General features: G+C 42.7%; 19 protein-coding genes and 1 pseudogene. 10 read left to right on the forward strand and 10 right to left on the reverse strand.

From position 1 onward, the window contains the following. Window positions 1–208: 208 nt before the first annotated feature. The 4 genes from ACED41_RS02945 to ACED41_RS02960 are packed head-to-tail and all read left to right on the forward strand — an operon-like array spanning window position 209 to window position 3,097. On the forward strand, window positions 209–1,411 hold the full coding sequence (locus ACED41_RS02945) for a DUF1611 domain-containing protein (protein WP_371724438.1): 1,203 nt from the start codon (window positions 209–211) through the stop codon (window positions 1,409–1,411). Then, on the forward strand, window positions 1,408–2,544 hold the full coding sequence (locus ACED41_RS02950) for an alanine/ornithine racemase family PLP-dependent enzyme (protein WP_371724439.1): 1,137 nt from the start codon (window positions 1,408–1,410) through the stop codon (window positions 2,542–2,544). The genes ACED41_RS02945 and ACED41_RS02950 overlap by 4 nt, the downstream gene beginning before the upstream one ends. Beyond that, a complete protein-coding gene (gspS2, locus tag ACED41_RS02955; protein ID WP_016788065.1) occupies window positions 2,501–2,866 on the forward strand; it encodes a type II secretion system pilot lipoprotein GspS-beta in 366 nt (121 codons plus the stop codon). The genes ACED41_RS02950 and gspS2 overlap by 44 nt, the downstream gene beginning before the upstream one ends. Next, the gene (locus ACED41_RS02960) at window positions 2,867–3,097 is read left to right on the forward strand and encodes a hypothetical protein (RefSeq protein ID WP_004735670.1); all 231 of its coding nucleotides are present in this window, start codon (window positions 2,867–2,869) and stop codon (window positions 3,095–3,097) included. It abuts the gene before it with no gap. A 164-nt stretch (window positions 3,098–3,261) separates the two neighbouring features. On the opposite strand, the gene ACED41_RS02965 is transcribed toward ACED41_RS02960, so the two are convergent. Next, window positions 3,262–3,858 carry a tyrosine-type recombinase/integrase gene (locus ACED41_RS02965; protein WP_371724440.1) on the reverse strand — a complete coding sequence of 199 codons (597 nt, stop codon included), beginning with the start codon at window positions 3,856–3,858 and terminating at the stop codon, window positions 3,262–3,264. A 150-nt stretch (window positions 3,859–4,008) separates the two neighbouring features. On the opposite strand from ACED41_RS02965, the pseudogene ACED41_RS02970 reads away from it, so the two are divergent. Next, window positions 4,009–4,878, forward strand: a pseudogene (locus ACED41_RS02970) (hypothetical protein); the annotation flags it as partial. A 59-nt stretch (window positions 4,879–4,937) separates the two neighbouring features. Here the strand turns inward: ACED41_RS02970 and ACED41_RS02975 are convergent. The 3 genes from ACED41_RS02975 to ACED41_RS02985 all read right to left on the reverse strand — a co-directional run bounded on the left by ACED41_RS02975 (window position 4,938) and on the right by ACED41_RS02985 (window position 8,714). Next, window positions 4,938–5,570 carry a glutathione S-transferase family protein gene (locus ACED41_RS02975; protein ID WP_017068008.1) on the reverse strand — a complete coding sequence of 211 codons (633 nt, stop codon included), beginning with the start codon at window positions 5,568–5,570 and terminating at the stop codon, window positions 4,938–4,940. Window positions 5,571–5,584: 14 nt separating this feature from the next. Further along, window positions 5,585–6,787 carry a YbfB/YjiJ family MFS transporter gene (locus tag ACED41_RS02980; protein ID WP_371724441.1) on the reverse strand — a complete coding sequence of 401 codons (1,203 nt, stop codon included), beginning with the start codon at window positions 6,785–6,787 and terminating at the stop codon, window positions 5,585–5,587. Between the two features lie 418 nt (window positions 6,788–7,205). Beyond that, complete coding sequence (locus ACED41_RS02985) at window positions 7,206–8,714, reverse strand: DUF3360 domain-containing protein (RefSeq protein WP_371724442.1); 1,509 nt, start codon at window positions 8,712–8,714, stop codon at window positions 7,206–7,208. Between the two features lie 317 nt (window positions 8,715–9,031). Here ACED41_RS02985 and ACED41_RS02990 point away from each other — a divergent pair, with 317 nt between their 5' ends. The 3 genes from ACED41_RS02990 to ACED41_RS03000 all read left to right on the forward strand — a co-directional run bounded on the left by ACED41_RS02990 (window position 9,032) and on the right by ACED41_RS03000 (window position 10,710). Further along, on the forward strand, window positions 9,032–9,370 hold the full coding sequence (locus ACED41_RS02990) for a hypothetical protein (protein WP_017059071.1): 339 nt from the start codon (window positions 9,032–9,034) through the stop codon (window positions 9,368–9,370). A gap of 83 nt (window positions 9,371–9,453) precedes the next feature. Further along, window positions 9,454–10,326 carry a patatin-like phospholipase family protein gene (locus ACED41_RS02995; RefSeq protein ID WP_065583529.1) on the forward strand — a complete coding sequence of 291 codons (873 nt, stop codon included), beginning with the start codon at window positions 9,454–9,456 and terminating at the stop codon, window positions 10,324–10,326. A 15-nt stretch (window positions 10,327–10,341) separates the two neighbouring features. Continuing rightward, window positions 10,342–10,710: a hypothetical protein gene (locus ACED41_RS03000; protein ID WP_065583528.1), complete on the forward strand. Its 369-nt coding sequence runs from the start codon at window positions 10,342–10,344 to the stop codon at window positions 10,708–10,710. A gap of 167 nt (window positions 10,711–10,877) precedes the next feature. Here the strand turns inward: ACED41_RS03000 and ACED41_RS03005 are convergent, their stop codons facing one another. The 3 genes from ACED41_RS03005 to ACED41_RS03015 all read right to left on the reverse strand — a co-directional run bounded on the left by ACED41_RS03005 (window position 10,878) and on the right by ACED41_RS03015 (window position 13,799). Continuing rightward, on the reverse strand, window positions 10,878–11,558 hold the full coding sequence (locus ACED41_RS03005; protein ID WP_017065459.1) for a haloacid dehalogenase type II: 681 nt from the start codon (window positions 11,556–11,558) through the stop codon (window positions 10,878–10,880). Between the two features lie 197 nt (window positions 11,559–11,755). Next, entirely contained in the window at window positions 11,756–12,559 is an 804-nt protein-coding gene (locus ACED41_RS03010; protein WP_017059075.1) for a MetQ/NlpA family ABC transporter substrate-binding protein, read from the reverse strand. A 331-nt stretch (window positions 12,560–12,890) separates the two neighbouring features. Further along, on the reverse strand, window positions 12,891–13,799 hold the full coding sequence (locus tag ACED41_RS03015; protein ID WP_017059076.1) for a dienelactone hydrolase family protein: 909 nt from the start codon (window positions 13,797–13,799) through the stop codon (window positions 12,891–12,893). A 408-nt stretch (window positions 13,800–14,207) separates the two neighbouring features. Between ACED41_RS03015 and ACED41_RS03020 the strand changes: the two genes are divergently transcribed. Continuing rightward, complete coding sequence (locus tag ACED41_RS03020; protein WP_371724443.1) at window positions 14,208–14,834, forward strand: type II secretion system protein; 627 nt, start codon at window positions 14,208–14,210, stop codon at window positions 14,832–14,834. A gap of 11 nt (window positions 14,835–14,845) precedes the next feature. Here ACED41_RS03020 and ACED41_RS03025 read toward each other — a convergent pair whose 3' ends face one another. Continuing rightward, window positions 14,846–15,301 carry an Lrp/AsnC family transcriptional regulator gene (locus ACED41_RS03025; RefSeq protein WP_017059083.1) on the reverse strand — a complete coding sequence of 152 codons (456 nt, stop codon included), beginning with the start codon at window positions 15,299–15,301 and terminating at the stop codon, window positions 14,846–14,848. Between the two features lie 142 nt (window positions 15,302–15,443). On the opposite strand from ACED41_RS03025, the gene ACED41_RS03030 reads away from it, so the two are divergent. Further along, entirely contained in the window at window positions 15,444–17,255 is a 1,812-nt protein-coding gene (locus tag ACED41_RS03030) for a PLP-dependent transferase (RefSeq protein WP_102333220.1), read from the forward strand. Window positions 17,256–17,554: 299 nt separating this feature from the next. Here ACED41_RS03030 and ACED41_RS03035 read toward each other — a convergent pair whose 3' ends face one another. Beyond that, window positions 17,555–18,118 (reverse strand): LysR substrate-binding domain-containing protein, encoded by a 564-nt coding sequence (locus ACED41_RS03035; RefSeq protein ID WP_229647242.1) that lies wholly within the window; start codon window positions 18,116–18,118, stop codon window positions 17,555–17,557. A gap of 104 nt (window positions 18,119–18,222) precedes the next feature. Continuing rightward, window positions 18,223–21,351, reverse strand: coding sequence for an HD domain-containing phosphohydrolase (locus ACED41_RS03040; protein ID WP_371724444.1), 3,129 nt, complete (start codon window positions 21,349–21,351; stop codon window positions 18,223–18,225). Window positions 21,352–21,933: the final 582 nt, after the last annotated feature.

Consider the following 21,933-nt stretch of genomic DNA (forward strand, 5'->3'; position numbering starts at 1 on the left):
GTATTAGCTATCTAATCAATTACGCTAGTATGGGCGAAGTCTGAAAGTAATAGACTCAGAAAGCGTATTAATAATAACCAACAAAAGTCTGGTGAGTGTGTTACCTTGGTTGTTATCCCTACCGCTTAGTAGGGACTTCTTTTCTTTTCCGAACTCGCAAATCGGCACTCCTTAGTCGCCCTCCTAAGCCATACTGCAGGCTTTAATTATGTCCATCTCAACCGAAAAGTTAAGAAATATATTCAAACTCTCTAGAATTGAAAATGTAGATACCAACAACGTACCCCATATAGCTCCTTGGTTACCACTTGCTCAAAAAGTAAATCCGGTCATCCCTTCTGCAATTATATATTGCGAAGGTAATTTTGGTAAAATTGATGGTAAAACCGCTAATGGGTTAGTGAGGCATTCGTTAAGCTATCGTATTCTATCGGTTATTGATAGTGAGTCTGCTGGCTTAGATGCTGGTGAAGTTCTTGATAACAAAGCCAATGGAATACCGATCCTTGCCAATGCTGAAGAAGCTATCATTCACGCGGAAAGCATTCCCGATTATTTCATTTTTGGCATTGCGCCATCAAGTGGTTTTTTATCTGACTTAGATAAAAGCATCATTTTAAATGCCATGTCATTAGGAATGAACATCGTAAATGGCTTACATGAATTTCTAACCGACGATCCTCTGTTTTTAGAAGCCAGTTTAAAGAATAACGTTCGAATATTCGATACTCGCAAACCCAAAAGTAAAGGCGATCTGAAAACGTTTAGCGGGAAAATACACTACGTTAAATGTCCGAGAATTGCTGTAATGGGGACGGATTGCGCCCTAGGAAAACGAACAACAGCAACAATATTGGCGAATGAACTGACTAAAAAAGGCCTTAACGTCGTTCTGATTGCCACTGGTCAAACAGGTATTATGCAAGGCGCACAATACTGCGTTGCACTCGATGCAGTCCCTTCACAATTTTGTGCCGGTGAATTGGAATCTGTCATTGTACAGGCCTATGAAAAAGAAAATCCGGATCTGATAATTGTTGAGGGGCAAGGAGCCTTGAGTCACCCTGCGTTTTCAACCAGCGCTTTTATCTTACGTGGCAGTTGTCCAACGGGTGTGATACTGCAACATGCCCCTAAACGTTTATATCGTAGTGATTTTCCTGATTGCCCAATGCCTTCGATTGCCTCAGAAATCAATCTTATCGAAACGTTTTCTAATACCAATGTTATTGGACTAACACTGAATCATGAAGATATGTCGTTGGATGAAACACGTTGTGCGATAGACACTTACACTACCGAATTTGGTCTACCGGTTACTGATGTCTTGTCACAGCCTGTTGAACATCTACTGCACATCGTAACGTCAGCCTTCCCTATAATAGCAAGTAAACTGGCCGAAAAAGGGTGAACTACCCTAGGTTAGACATCGATTGTGGGAAAGTTCATCATAACGCTCAGTTCCTGATTTCTCAGCTATCACTGAAAAATATATCCGTTACGCCTGTAACAAAAGTCTTCCTCGGCCACCCTATCATCGCACAAGTTCTTATTGATGCTGGCGCAACAATGTTAGCCGATTCAAGAATCGAAAATCTTCAAAAGATGACTGAAATTGGCATTGCTATCCCTAAAATGCTGATACGTACACCCATGCTCAGTCAAGTGGCAAGCGTAATAAAATACAGTGATATGAGTTTAAACTCTGAAGTTGAAGTGATTCAGAGGCTTTCACATGCAGCGGAACAACAAAATTGCTGTCACGGTATCATTATTATGGTTGAGCTTGGCGATCTCAGAGAAGGTGTGATGCCAAATCGCGTGATTGATTTTATCCGAGAGATTATTTCTTTACCAAACATCACGATAAAAGGAATTGGTACGAATTTAGCCTGTCGGTATGGTGTCGCTCCAGATGATCAAAATATGAGTATTCTTTCTGAGCTTGCCGATGGAATTGAAGCTACATTTGGGGTCAGTCTAGAAATTATTTCAGGGGGTAATTCTGCTTCAGTTAACTGGGCTCTTCAGAGAACAGGCTTAACTCGAGTCAATCACCTTCGTATAGGAGAAGCCATTTTTTTAGGCTGTGAGCCTTTAGAGCACGAAAATATCAAAGGCTTACATACGGATGCGGTTTCTTTGACCGCTGAAGTGATTGAATCCAAGACTAAACCGACTTTGCCTTGGGGGAGTCGGGGGTTAAATGCTTTTGGTGAAAAAGAAAACCTTCAAGATAGAGGGGAGGTCTCACAAGCTATTCTAGCATTAGGCCGCCAAGATGTTTGTGTCAGAGGGCTTAAGGCTCCGAATGGGATTAAGATCATGTCTTCAACCAGTGATCATCTTGTCCTTGAATCCTCACAGAAACCACTATTTGTAGGGGAAAAAGTCACATTCAGTTTAGATTACAGTGCGCTCTTATCTTCTATATCTTCACGTTATATCCATAAATATTTTAAGGCACCTAAAGGGAGAAGAAAGGAAGAAGGAGCGCATAATGCTACGAACAACTGTAATTCTCTTCGTCAGTGTCATGCTTAACGGTTGTCAGATAAGCCCAATAAAATCTAATGGACTTGCCGATTATAGAGCGACAGTTATTTCAAGCCAACTTCCACAAGAGTTAGGCTCAATCACACTCGTAAATGCACAGTCAGAGGGCGATAGTGTCACTCTTGTTTTCGTAAAAAAGAAAACTTTGAATATGGACCGCTTAGTAGAAAAAGTCGCCGTTAGTTTTTGTGACAACATCGAAATAAGACCACTATTAGAGAGTGGGATCTCTTATCGAATCATTACCTTAGGAAAAAATGAGAAAGTAGAAAGCCTTAACGTCATTTCTCTAGCTAAGTGCTCTAATTGAATGCTTAGCAGTCGAATGGATAAAAGCCAATACGAGTTGTTCAATGTACTCAATGACACTATTTTATTGAGGTTTGACCGCCTTACGCCTTGGGAAAAAAACTTTATCACAGAGTTACACCATAAGGTCGTAACTAGACAACTCATTTCAATTAAACAAAAACAGCTTGCTTTAAAAATTTCAATGAAAGCCTATAAATCAAAGAAGAAAAACGCGCGTTCCAACGTTTAATTTAAGCTTGTGTATACCTAATCTGTTCAAGGTCCTCTAAACCTTGGACAGATTAGTAGTATTTGCACTTAACGTATTGAAAATAATCAAGTGTAGCGGTGAATGGGTAACAACTTTCAGCGTAATAGCAATTGAAACACCTAAGTATTTAGGTTCCTTTTCGATTAACACTCAGTACCTTCTGAAAGCAACAATGCGTCTTCTAATTCAACCCCAAGATAGCGGATTGTATTATCTACCTTGGTATGACCAAGTAGTAGCTGCACCGCTCGGATATTTTTCGTTTTTGCGTAGACTAACGTCGCTTTTGTTCGCCTCATCGAGTGAGTGCCATACAAGTTAGGATCCAACCCCAGATTAGAAGCCCATCTCCTCACTAAGTATCGATAGTACGAATAGCTAATCGGTTGTTGCTTTCGCCTTTGGCTTGGGAAAATAAAATTGCTGTCATGTAGCGAAGCCATCAAAATCCATTTCATTAGACTCTGTTGAGTTCTTGTCGTTATCTCAAATTGAACTTCAATATCTGTTTTGCGCTGGATATGCTTAACGCGGTTAAATATCCTATCTTGCGAAGATACATCGCAAACTCTGAGAACGAGCAATTCACTTGCTCTAAGTTTGCTATCAATAGCTAAGTTGAGCAATGCAAGCTGCATCAAATTATTTTCAATTTCTAATCTGGTTCTGATCCGCCAAATTTCCTCAAGCCGAAAAGGCTTTTTGACGCCACTTCGTTTCGTTTTGTTGAAAACTACCATGATGACCTCCTTTTTAATTTGGTCATCACGATTGTAGTTGGAAGGAAATGGACAAAAGTTTGCAGTGATTATCCTAAACTAGCTTTTCACGAATTACCTGAAGTATTGCAAAACCTCTAATCTGCGGGCCAAAATCAATCATCCACTACACTTCAAGCACTCTGGTACGAGGCTATAGAGCATGGTTTGCAGCGAGATTGTGGAGACTCAAGTTCGTTACAAGCTTTTAAAGATGTCGATAAACGGTTTGTCTATTACGGTGAACTATCAAACACCTTGTTAGAGAAACCAACGGAAGATCCTGCAAGTCGACAACAAGCGTTGTCTGAACTCAAAAAGTACAAGACAAACCAGTTCAATAAAACAATGTATAACAAGGTATCTCAAATTGGTTTTCTAAAAGAGGCGTTAGCAGATACTTTTTCATCGCTATTTGGAAAGTTGGGTGTGGCTGAGACACTCATAACGAAGGTCGCGCCGGATATGGCGCATTATTGGAATGAAGACACCTATTTTGGTAGCGATGTCAGGCATAGGCTAATGGTTGAATTGAAGGAAGCGCTTGATAATCAGGATGATGTGATGATTGTATCGCACAGCCTTGGGTCGATGATCAGTTATGACGTGTTATGGAAGTTGTCTCATTACGGAGAGTATAGGCATGACTATGGTGCGGATAAGAAGGTTAACTTATTGCTGACGCTTGGGTCACCTTTAGGTGATGAAAACGTAAAAGACAGGCTAAAAGGGAGTCGCTTGAAAGATGAGAAGAAGTACCCTTTAAACATTCAGCAATGGATAAACATATCGGCAGAAGATGATTTTATCTCTCATGACAGCAAAATTAGAAATGACTTTAAAGATATGCTCAAACTGGATCTGATACCCGGTGGAATGAAAGATATCCACCCGATTTATAACCTCAATATTCGCAATGGAAAAAGCAATCCCCATGCTTCTATCGGTTATCTAATCAACCCTAAATTCATCACAGTACTGGACGAATGGCTCTCGAGTTGATTTGGTTTTACCATCGTAAATTTATAGCTACTCGTTCAACACAACACTGTTCAAAGTGATTAAGAATTTTTGTATTCGCAATAGTTAAGCTTTTTTGAAAGCGACTCTAGGCTAAGTTTTGCCAATGTGTCTTTAAACGGCGAATTATGTAAGGCAGTAGTGAGGATGTCGCGCTCTTCTGCTGAAAGCAAATTAGCATGCCTGAATAAGACGTAATCTAATGCGACGTGCAGGTACAATGTTGAGAAGTCAGGTTCAAGCAAATCGTCATTGTTATTCAACTGCCCGATAAGTGCTTTAACGCTTCTTTTAATACCTTCCTTTCCCCTAATCGTTAGCTCGTTTTGCTCAGCTTCGAAGCGGCTCAGTGCAGCACACCGAAAGGCCACTTCCATCAACGTTTTACTCACTCCCAATAACGACATACGTTGTGTGTCGCTAGCCTTGGTCACTGTTAGTTTTTCTGTTGGGTATGCTTGCATGAGGAACTCACAGATCGTTAAACTCTCGGTCAGTGCAACCCCATCACTGGTTTCTAGAACCGGAATGGTACTAAATGGATTAACTGCGACCAATGTGCTGGGTGTTTGCCACGGGTCGACCCATTCAAGAACCATTGGAGCATCACACAAATAGGCCGTTGCCAGCACTGCTCTGGAGAATGGAGAGGTGTCGTTTAAATACAGTTTCATGAGCGATTCCTTTGCTAAGAACTTGTTTGAGCAGTGTTTAATGTCTGCTGTTTAGTTGATGTAAATGCGATGCAGAGTATCGACAAAATCAGTGCACTCGCGCTGATCATAAATAAGAGGTTATAACTGGTGAGTTGAGGGGCGTAGTGAGCCATAACGAAGCCGACTATTCCTTGCGATATAGCAAAAGCCATTGTCATTGCTCCCCAAGATTTCGTATGGAGCTGAGTCCCGACGATTTCTAAGGTGTAGGTTGATACCAGTGTTACGGTGCCAGGCGTAAACATACCGACCAACAAAGATGAAGCAAAAAGTGCTGTTTCACTGGTGCTTAATAGTGGAAGAGCAACCCCAGCAGCTTTACAAATAAACGCCGCTAATAGTGCTTTTTTAAGTCCAAATTTATCCCCTAATATACCAGTTACTATTGGCCCAATCGCTGCTCCTATTCCAAACACAGCCCAATAAAAACCACCGCTCGCAAAACTCATTTTTAGCTCTCGAACAATATAGTCGACCCAAAAAAGAGTATGAGGTAAATAACCAATGGCGCTAAAGGTGTAGGCTAAAAGTACGCAGCTAATACTAATGCGCTTATTCTTAGATAAGGCATCAAACGTCGATGGGCTTTTATCACAATGGTTTGGTTTAGCTTCAAGAGCCCATGTTTTCCACGTCAGGACAGTTGCGAGAAAAGCGATCGCTCCCATACCTAACCATGCACTTTCAACACTTTGGTAGATAAGCAAAGGTATGATTGTTCCTGAAATCATGGCGCCGAGTCCAATGCCTGAAAATACAACGCCACTGATTCTTGCTTTCATCTCTTGAGGGTGAAGGCTGGTGATCACGGGTGGTGCGAGTACCATGAGTACGGCACCTGATATACCCGCAATGGTTCTAAGCGTTAAAAACCATTCAAAGGGCGCAGATTTTAAGGCACAACCAAGATAGCTAAAGCTACTTAACAACAAAGAGGCACGTATGAGTGTGCCTGTTGAATAATATCTTTGTAAAAAGCTCGATGCAGGAGCTCCGAATATATAGCCAATCAGTGTTGCTGCGCCGAGTATGGAGGCATCTTCGCTTGAGAACCACCCACTTTGAATGAGCACAGGCATTAATGCTATGTAGGCAAAGCGACCAATCCCGTTCCCAACTAATGTTGCTGCGAGCCCAGCGAAGGTGTTGCGGTTTAAGAGTTTTACGTGCTGCATATCTCGTACTGTTGGTTTGCATATGTAACATTACGCTAACATTTAAACTTGAACTATCTAAGCTGAGTTTTTGCTCTAATGTTTAAGGTTTGATGACAACTTACATTTTTTGTAAGTGTCAGATTGGTCATTTACATCTCTAATCTCTAGCTAGTATAGGTAAAAGCTAATGGGAGAGGGGGAGTAACTGAATATCGATCGTTACAACTATAGCCATATGTTCAATAGCAAAGAATGATCTCTCCCTCGAACGTTAATCTAAAGAGAGCGTTTAAGTTCATTTGAGAGGCTTTGATGCTAGATCCGTTCAATATAACGTTGATGAAAGCGTTTAAGTTGTAATCGTTGATAGATAAAACAAGGCCTCGCATGTGCGAGGCCTTTTTGTGGTCCGACTGAAACTCAATATTAATCGAGCCTAGCGAAAGCTCGGGATAATCGCTGGAATCCCCGGTAGAAGGCCAACCAACGCCATTACGCCACTTAGCACAATAAACATAGTGCCAGGCAACACCCAGCGGCTCATTTTACTCAGTTCACTACTACGTTCTTTACAACCGACTAAGCCTAAGTTATCCAACAGCATGGTGAGAGCCCAACCAAATGCTGGGTTAACGAGCGCTGAAGAAAATACAACAATCGCTGCTGATTGTGTGGTTTTTCCTTCACGAGTCATTTCCATTCCAGCTTCTAGCAATGGCACAAATACCCCAACAATTAGCGCCACACACAGTACAGGTTGCCAGATAGCTAGATCCATCGGGTAACCCCAAACAGCGGCGATGATACAGAACAGAGCCGTGAGCAAAGCGCCAGCAGGGATAGGGCGTTTAGCAATCGCAGCCGGTACGATATAAGTCCCCCATGAAGACGTAAAGTTAGTACCGCCAAGCAGAGAACCGAACGTTTGACGAATTGATGCCGTGGTCATGGTGTCGTCGATGTTCATGTGTACTTTTTCGGTACGTTCTGGGTAGCTGATCTTTTGGAATACTTGATGCCCTAAGAAATCCGGTGACCACATCGCTACGGCTAGAATCGCAAACGGCAATACCACCATGAAGTGTTCAATCGTCGGTAGGCCTAGCATCCAACCTGTATTTTCTCCCCACCAATACATAGGGTTCATGTTGGGCAAGCCTGGCTCAGTGTGGAAAGCAAATGGGGCGCCCATGGCAAATGCAATCGTACCACCCAACAAGCAGCTAAGAGGTACTGCTAACCAACGTTTGCGGAAGTGTTCCAGTAGCGCGTACAAGATAATGGTGCAAAAGATCACCACAAACGCGATGTGGCTCATACCGATTCCTTCAGCCCAAGCGAAAAGCTTTTTCACTTGAGAGGCGGTTCCAACAAAGCCGAGGTAGAGCAATAAGCCGCCACACACGCCTTTACTGGTGAGGTTGGCCAACATGCTGCCACCTTTACTGATGGCTAAGATGAGGCCAAAAGCGCCAATCAACAGGCCAAACGCCATCGGGTGTCCACCTGCTGCAACCACAATCGGAATCAAAGGGATAAGTGGGCCGTGGGTCCCTGCGAGGTTTGCAGTCGGCAATAAAAAGCCAGAGAAAATAATAATGAAAACAGAGGCGATGAGCAGTTCATAACGAACGTTTTCTAGAATGAAGTCTTCATTTAATCCGAGAGCCCCAGCAAAGGTGGCTGCAATCGCGCCCACCATAACCACTTTACCAATGGTCGCCGCCATCGCTGGGATGGTGTCTTCTATCTCAAATCGATAATCTTTAAACGGCAAATTTGGACGCCAGCGCTTAGGCGACATGATTTGCAATTCGTGTTCTAGATACTGTTCTCGGGATTCAAACTCTGAGCTTGGTTTATGTTGTTGTTCATAGGTGAGTTCATCCTCATTGGCTTGAGGCTTCTCTGTTTGTATATGTGCGGACTCTAAAGTAGTGCTCATTTTGATTCCTTTCGTTCACACTCTGAGGTGTGTTATTCCAACAAACGTTGTTGACTCACGGCATGAAGTGTAAACAATGCGTCAACTTATAATTAAAAATTCATTAACATTTAGTTGTTAGTACCTTATACCAAACCAAAAAAAACAAATAGACTCAGTCGGTTAGACATTAGTCGTAGAGTCGGACGACTAATATTAGACCCTGTAGATAGTATGTGTCTGGTTATTTGTAGTCCCTTAATTTCTCCCACGTTCTGCACTTGATAGTGATAGAATCTCCGCATTAGAGTTATCGAGAAACTAGGTATTTATAAACAATGTTTATCCATCACGTAAATGGCATCGACTGGCTGGTAATTACAGCCTTTGAAGAACTGAAAACTATGTTTATCGAAGATGCAGGCCCAATCCCAGCTTGCTTTTCTACCGCCAGCGAGTTGAGCCTGATTGACCAAGCCAAACGCAGTTATGGATTTTTGCCTAAACTCCGCGGTGTGATCACCGATACCGGCACTTTTCAAAGTAGAGATATTGAAGAAGATTTGAACCCACAGCTTGCGTGTATCGTTGAAGGGCGTGGTCGGGTTTTTATCTATCACGGCGACTACGTGGCTTTTGTCGATGACGAGCAAACCTTCATTACCCGTATGGACTGAGAGTGATTCAGTGAGTTGAGATCGGCGAATTGGTAAATCGGCGAGTTAGCCCACCTAGAATTTAAAACTAAAGGATTAATATGATGGCAAAAACGATCTCATTGGTACTTGGCAGTGGTGGCGCAAGAGGCTTGGTTCACGTTGGAGTCATCCGCTGGTTAATTGAGCATGGCTATCAGATAAAATCCATTTCTGGCTGTTCAATTGGCGCACTTATCGGTGGTGTCTACGCTGCGGGCAAGTTGGATGAATTTGAAGAGTGGGTCACCAGTATCGATCAAGGTGATATGGCGATGTTGTTGGACTTTTCATGGCAGTCGAGTGGTATGTTCAAAGGGGACAAGATCATCGACACACTGCGTGGGCTGATCGGCGAGATTTCAATTGAAGATCTGCCTATCCCTTATACCGCAGTTGCTGCCAACGTCGCCGAAGAAAAAGAGGTTTGGCTGCAATCCGGTTCTCTGTTTGATGCCATTCGCGCCTCCATCTCTTTGCCACTGTTCTTCACTCCACATGTCATTAATGGTGAAGTGCTGATTGATGGCGGAGTGCTCAATCCCGTACCGATTGCGCCTACCTTTAGTGATAAGACAGACTTTACTCTGGCTGTGAACTTAGGTGGTGAACCCGAAATGCTTCAACAGGAAGTGATACCGGTTTCCCTACCAACAAAAGAGAGTAACCTGCATGAGAAGGTTGTTCACTTTATCGATAATCTCGGTAACAGTGTAAAAAGTAAAATGAGCTTCAATTTTGCTTTTTACGATATTGCCAACCAAGCGTTTGATGCGATGCAATCGACCATTGCTCGCCAGAAGCTGGCCGCTTATCCCGCCGATATTACGCTTGAGATCCCACGTAATGCTTGTGGCACCTTAGAGTTCGATCGCTCACAAGAGATGATAGACAGAGGTTACCATTTGGCACAGGCTAAACTGGGCAACCGACTTTAATGTATTTTCAGCTGAATGAGGGTATTTATGGAAACTGAACTCAAACTATCTGAACTCAAAGAATTGGTCACAACAAAAGATGTCATCGTGCTCACCAGCATAGAAGAGCCTGCTGTATCTTGGTTGATAGATTGCTATCAAGAGAATGCTGATATCCAAATTATCGAGAACGCACACCAACTAGATACTGAAGCGATTTTGTCGCAATGCAGAAGCAGCCTTAACGAAAGTAAAAAGGTCATCCTTACAGCGCAGTTTCGTAGCCAACTGCCTATCATCAATATCGCTTCACTGTGTAATGAGCAGCGCAAGTCATTGATCAATATTGAGCTATTAGGCTGGGATGAAGACAAACGCGTTCCTCATTCTTACAGTAGTTTCTAGCTTATATTTGTTGCTAGGTAACTGCAGTTTTTAGGTAACCGACAGCGTCTCTATAACCAGAGCAGTTCAACACAAGGTTGATCAAAGCGGTTAAGTCAGTGTCCGGAATTTGTTGACCACTACAGGGTGGTTGTATCGAATCAGGAGTAGAAAAGTCTCTTGAGATTTTACTTGTCTAAATTGTGCTTAATTATTTGTTCCACCACACCATTCATCGTCCTTGAGCTAATCTCCGGTTTCAAATACAAGGAATGATACTCAACTCCTGTTCGGTCTATATAGGCTGCTTGTAAGCCAGCGGATAGCGCACCATGAGTGTCCCAATCATGAGTAGCGACAAGACGAAGGTTTTCGACAGGCTCTTTTAAAGTTTCGGCTGCAAAGTTATACACATCTGAATTGGGTTTGAAACTGCCTGTTTCTTCAACGGAAATGACGGTGTCGAAATAATCTTCTAAGCCTGAGTTCTTGATTTGAGAAGTGATGAGATCGAGGGATGAGTTGGAAAAAGCGACGGTTTTAAACCCGTTCTCGCGCAATTTGAGCAAAGACGCTTTGATATCTGTGTGCGGTGGTAGATTGGCAAAAGAAGTTAACAAGGCACCTTTGCTTTCCGCCGTTAAATCACACTTGTACCGTTGTGCAATAGCGTTGAGCGCTGCATTCGCTAATTCAGAAAAAGTAGATTTTACGTTTGTTGCGATGCAAACCGTTGAAGAGTGTAAAAGCTTTGAAAACCAAAGTGATAATGCATCCTCCTTTCCAAACACCGCTTTAAATTTAGGCTGTAATGACTCCAAATTTAAAACCGTTTCGTTTATATCAAAAAGTATCACTTCTTTTTTCATGCAAAGCCCCCAGATTTAATTGAATTTTATGCTTACATAATCTGCTCTGACGATATGGTTTTCAACCTCCATTCAAGTAACTAAAGCTTTGCTCTCTAATTTGAAAAGAAGCTGGAATGCGTCAACGACAACCCGCCAACTCAAATCTGGCGTTGCTTTATGAGTATCATGCAACGCCAAATCTGAAACGATTTAGCTTAATTTGCGGCTTCGATGGTGCCTTTGAAAGTGCTGTCTAAAAAGTCATTGATCTCTTGTGAGTGGTAAATTGAGATAATCTTTTTATACGTTTCATTATTTTTGTCTTCTTCTCGCGCCGCAACAACCATCACTGCTAAAGGTGCGTCTTTTTTCTCTAAGTAAATGCCTTGTTTCTTAGGGTCGAGTCCAGCCGACATTACATAGTTCATGGTGATTGCAGCAGCATCTACATCGTCAAGAGAGCGGGGTAGCTGCGCGGCATCCACTTCAACAAATCGAATGTTCTTCGGGTTGCTAACAATATCGTTTAAAGACGCGTTGAAACCAGCGTTGTCTTTTAATGAGATCAGCCCTGCATCTTCAAGCAGTAATAGTCCACGCCCGCCATTCGTTGGATCGTTTGGAATCGCGATTCGAGCGTTTTCGGGAATAGAATCAAGCGAAGTGTACTTGTTCGAGTAAACGCCCATACGCATCAAAATTGAACGTCCGATAGAAACTAACTGGCTATCGTGATTGGCATTAAAGTTATCGAGGAATGGCTGATGCTGGTAACTGTTCAGTTGGATACTTCCATCATCTAATGCTGCGTTAGGGGTGATATAGTCTGAGAACTCGACGAGTTCAATGTTTATCCCTTGCTTTGCTGCTTCTTTGGCAACAGCTTGTACAACTTGTGCATGTGGGCCAACTGTCGCCCCAATCTTGATGACAGCCTCGTCTTTTTTTCCACATCCTGTTACACCGAATACGAAAGCTAATGCCAACAGGGATGCTGTGATTTTTTTGTAGCTGTTCATGATAACTCCATTTAATAAATAAAAGACATGTAGACGTCTAGCTATCTATATTATCTATTTGCGCGATCGGGTCAATAGGTTTGTTTGAAGCGAAGTTACATTGATGAGCGGTTAAGTCAGTGAATCAACGAGGCTTCTGTACGTGAGACTCGACCGACAATCCCCTTCTAACCCCCTTGGTTTACATCTCAAACCTATTGTTGGTAATGGGAAAAGGGAGGAACTGATTACCGACCAACAAAGGCCTCGCGAGTGCGAGGCCTTTTGGGTTTTGTAGGGAATAGGGCAGTCACTCGGAATCTAAAGAAAACGGGTTCAGTAAAGCTAACTATTAAGAAAGCTTTTGGTTAAAGAACTCAAGTGTACGTTTCCAAGCTAACTCTGCTTCTTCTTCAGCATAGCGGCCAGTTGAATCGTTATGGAAGCCATGGTTCACGCCGTCATAGATGTAAGCTGTGTAGTCTGCTTCGTTCTCTTTGAGTTCGGCTTCATAATCTGGCCAAGTCGCATTCACGCGTTTATCGATTCCCGCAAATTGGATGAGCAAGGGGCCTTTTACATTTTTTCTTAAATCTGGTGCGGCAGGAGTACCATAAAATGGAACGCCTGCATCGAGTTGCTCTGGCATGACAGCGGCCAACATATTCACGATATAGCCACCGAAGCAGAAACCGACTGCGCCTAGCTTACCGTTACTTTTTTCATGGGACTTCAAGAAGTTTGCCGCTGCGATAAAGTCTTCTTCGATTTTCTCTTTTGATAGCGACTTCTGCATCGTTCGACCTTCATCATCATTACCTGGATACCCGCCAAGCGAATAGAGTGCATCAGGTGCAAACGCAATAAACCCCGCCGCTGCGAGTCGTCTTGCCACATCCTTTATGTATGGATTGAGGCCTCTATTTTCATGAATGACCAATACAACAGGCGCATTGCCCTCTAACTCTTTGGGTACAACCAAGTAACCATAGCCTTCGCCGTGTCCTTTAGGTGAAGGAAACTTCTCGTAGGTTGCTTTGATGGAAGGGTCATTGAAAGAGACTTGCTCTGCCTGCGCATAATTAGGAATCAGTGCAGAAGTTAGCGTCGTCATGGTTAAGCCAAGTACAGCTAGCCCAGATAGACGAGCCATAAACTCTCTGCGATCAATCAGGCCGTGTGCATATTCGTCGTACCAATCAAATGCTTCTTGAGGGATAGATCGAGTCGGCGTTGATTGAGATTCGGTATTTGGATTCATAACTTTTCCTTGTTGTGAGTTGTTTGACCAATCAACTATAGTGGAAAATTTGATAAAATTGAACGATCGCTCAATAATTTTTGAGCTATTTGTTATATCAAAGTACAAAAATTAGATGACAGTCCGATAAAACGATCACTTCGAATCGATTTCCATCGCTTTGGTTTGTTTTACGGAGCAATTCAATACAAGGTTGATTTGAGGGTTAAGTCAGTGAAGTCGGGTGTGATGATTGTTTGTTTTTAGGGAGGCTCTAAATCGAAGTTGGGCACATTAGAGCTAGGCTTATTTTCCGCAGACATGGGCAAGTAAGTTTCAATGCAAAACGCTTGATTTTACTCTGGTATAATCTTTCTCATAGGGACGACCTTAGCGTTATCAGAACCTTCTTGATGAGAGATAAAATAGATGTTGAAACTTCTGCGTCAGATAAAAAAATGGAAACTTGTAACGTTTGGCTTACTGATGCTCATTGCCGCTTTTTTTATCTACAACCATTTCGGGAACCGTATGTCCCGTGTCGACGAGGCAAAATTTCTAATCGGCCAGCTGAATACTGTTTTGGATGCCGCTGAGCAATATTCTCGTGATAATGGCTCTCTGCCTCCTATTGCTTCCGATACCGATACGAACTTCGGCTACTTAAACATCAATCACTTAATTGCAAATCCGGGCTTATCCACATGGAAAGGGCCGTACCTACCTTATGAAGATACATGGATAGGTGGCGATCAGTACATCGACCACCCAGATTACATAGCAACGCAATTACTGCTTAAGGAAAAGGATAGTCTTTGGATAAGAGGAAGCTCCGAGACAGGTTGCGAATCGTCATCATCCACTTGCTCTGTTGCAGCTTGTATCTGGTTGGTACCAACAAAAGTCGCACAAGAAATTAATAAGATTGTGGACGGCAGTTCGAGTTTAGAAAGCTCAGATGCGACAGGAAAAATACGTTACGAAAAAGCTTTTGGTGGCGCTCTTATCTGTATGATTGGAGATGATTATCCAATGCCTTCAGCACAGACAAATTAAGTCGTTTCTAATTACCTCACTGGCAACTTGGTCTTAGTTTTTACCTGACCGAAGGCGAAGCTGGATTCAATAGAAGCAATATTAGGCAGGCGAGTTAGTTGTTTACGGATGAACTGCTCGTAGCTTTTTAGCGATTCACTGACTACATGCAATAGGTAGTCGTGATTGCCCGTCATCAGAAAACACTCTAACACCTCGTCAATCACTTCAATGTGCTGCTCAAAGTCTCGCATGTTCTCTTCTGTCGGCTTTTCAAGTTTCACCAACACAAACACATTGACTGGCAGGCCACACGCTTCTTGGTCGACACTGGCGTGGTAACCACGAATTATCCCTTGTTTCTCTAATGCTCGAACTCGGCGTAAGCAAGGAGAGGGCGACAGTGCTACTCGATCGGCCAACTCTTGATTAGACAGCCGAGCGTTGTTTTGCAGTTCAGCCAGTATTTTCTTGTCGATCTCGTCCATTGGCATAATCCATCAATATTGAATTTAGTTTGGCAATATTATTGCTCAAAGTGTATGTCTTACTTCGCAAATAGCAATTTTTAACATCTGCCCAAAACTAAAATTAAAGAAGGAACAACAAGCATGGAATGACTTAGGAATTATGAATACTTCAACTCAACTTAGCCCGCTGCGTAAAACCACCAAACACGAACAAGCAGAAGCTCTTGCCGTTGAGCAAGCAAAGCATTTTGGTATCGTCCCAAATAGCGATTACGGCATCACGCTGATTGAACTGGCGACGACACTGTACCAAGCCAATACCAAGACACACGATCTTTGGGCATTGACGGTTGATGGACTTTCAGAGCTCGATAAAAGTGACCGAATCGCTTGGTTTAACGCCAAACGTTTTTTGTCATTCCAGATCGCTAAGATCCTCGATAATCTGCAAAACCCAATGCGCGCCACTTACCAGTCTATTGCCACCAATAATGGTAATTTTGCGTCTAAAGGTGCGTATCCAATTTTCGATAATGTCGCTGCTATATTTTCTGCAAGCCCTGTGATTACACGTACCGCGACCTATTTGTTTGCGTGTACAGAATGGATTGAAGATGCGTTTAACGGTAAAGAGCCGTTGCACGATATATATTCTCGACTGCTTAACCCTACATCGATTTCACTGGCTAACCATATGGTTGATATCGAGGCAGGCTCTAGAGCCAACGAATACCTCGCATGGAACTTTAACTCGGGTATGGCGGCTATTGATGGGTTGTTGAGCCACTTGCTCGGGCATGAAGACATTGTTTTGGCTTCACGCAATATCTACGGTGGTTCTTACCAGCTGTTGGAAGATTGGTTTGGAAAACCTTCTAATCTGAATGTCGCGGTAGAGTGGGTGGATGGTTACTCCGGTGATGAGTTTGCGACGCGCCTTGATGAGGTTGCTGATAAATACGCAGATCGCATCGCTGCAGGTAAGAAAATCTACGTTTACCTAGAGTCACCGTGTAACCCGCATGGATACGTGTTGGATGTTGCTAGCATCAGTAAAGCTGGTCACTCTCGTGGTTGGGATGTGATTGTTGACTCAACAGTGGGTACACCATTGTTGCACCCAGTACTAAAACGTGACGATGTGATGGAAAGACCAGATTATGTGATTCACTCCTACACCAAAGAACTGGCGGGTTCTGGCACCACAACTGCTGGGGTTGTGATTGGTCGCAATGAGACTATGTTTGTGCCAAAAGGAGAGGAGGTCACTTTCACCAAGCCCAACGGTGATGAGGCCAAAATCCTATGGAACGAAACGCTGTTTTGGAATGTGTACTACATTAAGGGTGCATTCCTAGATGCAGATAAAGCGTTTGAAGTGCTCAATGGTATGAAAACGTATGAGATGCGAGTGGTGCAAAAAACGATTAATACACTGACTCTCGCGAAGATCTTTGATGCTCACCCAGACATCAATGTGTCGTGTCCTGCTTTGCCAGATAGTGATAACTATGAACACTGCCAGAACAACATGTACTTGGGGCTACCAGCGGCGCTTTTCACTATCGATATGGAAGGCAATGGCGACCGTGCGCCAATCAATCGAGATGGCTTCAAACAGTTCTTCGACATGCTTGAGCCCGCTATCGGCATGCAAGTAAGTTTAGGGCAAACCAATACAGTGGCGCTGTGTCCAGCACTGACTACGCACTCAGAACTCAGTGATGAAGCGCTCAATGAAGCCGGTATCAAACCGACGACAATGCGTATCTCTATTGGCTTGGAAGATCCGAGAATGTTCATCGCTCATATTGTCGAGGCCGCTAAATTGTCTATCGACCGCAACCACGTAGATTTCTCATCCAGCTTCCCGAGTAGTGACAATATCGATGAAATCTATATGCAAACTTATATGGATGTACACCAGAGGTTTGTGAAAAGCTTGCCGAAGTTCAGTGAGCTGAGTCAGTAACTTAGGTCAGTAAGGAAAGTTAACAAAAGAAATCAGTGAAGTAGGGAGCTGTAAACGTTAAATGAAAAACGTAAGGCCTCGAACTGCGAGGCCTTTAGGTATTCGGGTAATTACAATAAACCAATCTAGAACAAATCCTAGAAAAACGCGTCGATGAATCACCTAATAGCCTTTAACTCGTAGAATATGGGTAATTCATTTCTTATAACATAAGGCAAATATGAGTGGAAAAAGTAGTTTTTTGGACAACACTGATGTTGAGCACTTTTTCCACTCAATGAAGCTGCAATTAACGTTGGCTAGGGTCCTTTAATTAAAGACGCTATCGCCCCAAAACTCGGCGCACTAGCCACGATTTTTCTCTTCACTCCTCGTTTTTTAAGTATTGTGTCTATCTCGGTTTGGTGAGAATGCTCAAAAGACATGATGGCGTGAGGTTTGGAGCAATATTGTTCTATCGTTGTTGGCGGTGTTTGCTTTTGAGGATTGTAAAAACAGACCTCTTGGTCAGAAAACAACTTAGTTTGAATTAAATCCGACTCGTTACTCATTAGTTCAGGTGACAAAACAAAATCTACATCGCCAGACCGAAGTAATGAAGCCCACTGAAGTTGAGTTCTGGCTGGAGCTATGTGCAGCGAACTCATCGGCGCTGCTTTCTGGAAATCATGAAACATAGGTTTTATAACGGTTTCTATTTCATAGTCGTTAGCCGCGATGGAAAAAACTTTATCATCTATTAGTGGGTTGTATTGTTGTGAGCTTGCGAAGGCTTGCATCGCTATTACGATTTCTCTGGCTTTTTCAATAAGTTCTCCCGCCTTTGGCGTAGGCGCGATGCCTCTTCCTGAAGTGACAAACAATTCATCGTTTATGGATCAGGTCGCTGCTTTAAGTATTGCGCTGATTATACATCACCTTTGAATTGGGTAGCTAAATTTACTATGCCACTAGACACCTTTTCGGTTTAGTCAGATCGATATTTTTGAATGTCGACCTCGTCAACATATGCTTCCGGCATAAATTTCTTCGCGTAGTCGAGGTACACTCCGCTCTCCAAGAACAGTAAAAATAAGTCCATATCCAAATGCTCATCCACTGCCATTTGATACATTATATCGATAGCGATACTCACAGGCTTCGCTTTCTTGTATGGCCGGTCTCCTGCGGTTAACGCTTCAAATATGTCTGCAATCACCAATATACGTTCTGGTATCGATAAATCCTCGGCATTCAATTTCCGTGGATAACCGTTACCTTTGAGTGTTTCATGGTGCGTGGAAGCATAGCGCGGTACATTGCTCAGTTCAGGTGGAAATGGCAAAGCTTCAAGCATTCTTATCCCACTAATCATATGCTCATTGATTTTGAAACGATCCTCAGGTGTCAAAGTCCCACGTGAAATCGTTAGATTGTATACCTCACCCATGTTGTATTGATGCTCAGGAACTTGCATTTGGATGCCATGCTCAGGTTCGAATTCGACGGGTCGCACACGTCTAATGATGTGCTCAGGTTTATCTTCTAGCAGTTTTTCCATGACTGGTAGAGACGAATCCTGTTCGGGTTTGTTCATTTCTTCAAATGGCGACAAACCCAAGCGATCGTCAAAGTAACGTAACCATGTTTTCTCAGCAATTTGCTTAATTCGAGCAACTTTATCTTCACTCATGAATTCACCACCGATGTTAGCCTTGGCAAGGAACTCAAAGTCATCGTTCAACTGGCGTACTTTTTCTTTAAACTCGGCATTTGCTTTATCCTTACTTACCTCACTGTGCAATAACACGTTTAAGTAATCGATTTCTGCATCTCTCCGTAGGACTTCAAACCGAGTTCGAATTTCATTGATTCGGTTGTAGTTCGCTTCAAGTTTAGTGCCCTTATCAACAATATGTTCTGGCGTCGTAATTTTTCCGCAGTCATGCAACCAGGCAGCAATACGAAACTCTCTTCGTTCGGCATCATTTTGGAAAGCAAAGTCTTTGAACTTACCGCTTTGGCATTTCTCAGCTGCACTTGCCAGCATCATGCCAATTTCTGGAACGCGATTACAGTGTCCTGCTGTGTACGGTGACTTATCATCGATCGCTTGAGCAATAAGGCGAATAAACGCTTCGATGAATTCTTCTTGTTGTTTTTCGTGCAATTGAATCTCAGCCATCATTTCCATCATGGCTTCGGAAAGTTCATCAATTTCTTTGACTCTGGTTGTCATTGGCCAAACTTGATCAAAGTTGCGTGCACGAATCTTCTTAGTTCTTGCTTTAAGTGCATAGATTGATCGAGTCATCGGTTTACCCAGTCGCCACGCGAGAGGAAAAAGACCTAACATCAACAATGTACTAATGAATAAAGAGTTGAACAAACGTTTGTTGACGGCACTGGTTATGATTTTTTCTGGGATAATGACGGAAAAGTAATCGTCACTACCGACTGAGCTCGATATAGGTGTTATGTAAGCAAAATAGTTTTTCCCTTCAATACTTTGTCTCACAATAGTATTGTAGTTGGGCGTATCTTTCACCAGCTGAAGCACTTCTGGGTAGGGTAGGAATGTGCCACGCCAGTGATTAGATTCTAGCCATTTTTGTTCTAAAGCATCTCGTTGAACAGGCGTAATAGACTCTATGGCAAGATTGAGTACATCTAATAATCCAGCATATTTTTGGTTTATGTACATGTGATAAGAAGCCGGGGGAGCATCCAACTTTCTTACCGTTATTGCTGATGTGTTGTCTAAACTATTAAGCTCATCTAGCGTTAGGAATGAATCGACCAAGTATGGCACTTCGCCTTTCTCTAACGCATCTTTTGCGTCGCTTAAGCTTTTGAATTCAACAATGTTCAAGCCTGAATAATTAGCTTGCAACCACTCTTTCATACCAAACCCGAAAACTACTCCCACTTTGGCTGTAACGTTTTCCAGTGAAACAGGCATGGAACGGTGTTTTTTACCTGCAATCGCTAATTTCGTTGAGTACATTGGTGCACTTCGCTCGCCATATAGCGGCACTTCACCAGACACCGAGTGCAAAACATCGATAGTGCCTCTTAAGTATCTTTCGGACAGCGAGTTCGATTCAAAACCATTAATAAAATCGAATTTTAAACCAGTTTTTTGCGACAAAATTTCAATTAAATCAATAGCAAAACCTTGCGGTTCACCAGCTTGAGAAAAATCGTAAGGTCCCCAGTCATTTTGGTTAGAAACCAATAAGGCTGGAGTGTTCATTACTAGCGCACGTTGTGGTTCGGTAAGAGTTAACGGTGCAGATTCAGGAATTTCAATATCGCGCTCTAGGTAAATATTTGACGCAACCACTTCACCTTTATGATTGAAAATAAACGATTCAACACCACTCTCTAAACTCATTCCTAATGCGGTTGCTGCGATTTTCTCATTGAGTGTCGAAAGCTCAACATCAATTCCGATAACATCCTCGCCGCTACGAATCGAATAACTTTGGCCTGTCACCTTCATATTCTTGAACAGGTAAGGTTCCGTTTTATTAACGTGGGTTTCAACTGCTTCGACAAACCATGGTCTTCGAGTAGGGTAAAAGGACGTTTTGCTTACTACCGTTCGATTAACCTTAAAGTCGCTATCAACATAGGAAACGAGCATCTGTCGATCAGTGCCGGTGCCTTTCGCTTTTGCGATAGCCCAACGGTCATTGCTATCCGCACTCATTTTGTTTCGGATGGTGACTGAATTTTTGAGGTTAATGATCTGAAAGAAGTCTTCGTTCTCACTGCCTACATACAAGCTTTGGATAAAAGGGTTTTCACTCAAAACCTGCGCAAACAACTGTAGAATTTCTTTCTCTGAAAAGTCATGATCAGACATAGAAAGGAAGCTCTTCAGCATTTTTGTACTACTGATCGCATTGCTGTCGACTTGGTGAATATATTCACTCACATCTGCTGTTGCTACGCTTAACCTTGAGATGACGTGCTCCTGGGACATTTTCTGCCCAAAATAATGCATCATAACCATGGCAAAAATCGCTGTAAGCGCAGTTACTAACATGAACATGCTGCTCACTATAAACTTGATTGAATATGTGCTTTTTAGCGAAGCGCTACGTTTCATTTTTATGCCCCAGCGTGGTCATCTACTATCAAATTGTATATTACCATCTTCTAAATAAGGCGGCTTTATGTGCCCCCTAAAAGGGGACGTTGGTTCAGTCTCGCACTAGTTGTTACTGCTTTACGCATTGTTACTTGTATTTATGGTGGACATAACGTCGCATGATGTCTTCGTTTAGTCATACGAGATCAACAAAATTACTTCGCTGCCAAAAGCGGTTGTTAGATGGGCGACTCTCGTTACCAAGTGACGCCTCCCAGGGAGCTGATCTTCAAACTTTCAATTCACTAGGATCAAGTTTAGACAAAGGTATCGTTCAATACCCAGCAACTTATAAAGCAGCTTGAGTAGTTTCGTTCCCTGAGTTACTAGCTAGCCTTTTGGTTTCCCTTGGCCAAATATTCTTGGTTTGAGAATTAGATAGTGTGCATTTCAGGTTTTCACGCTAGACATCATTTATGCGTGGAGTGACCTCAAATTCTTTGATGTATTATTCATCAATAAACCTTCAGCAACTCCCTCTTAATATAGTGCTCTAGTTTATATTAGTCTCAACAGGGGGGGGATGCACATGAACAAGGG

This window comes from Vibrio sp. 1F255 (assembly GCF_041439145.1).
GTDB classification, from domain to species: Bacteria; Pseudomonadota; Gammaproteobacteria; order Enterobacterales; family Vibrionaceae; genus Vibrio; species Vibrio crassostreae_C.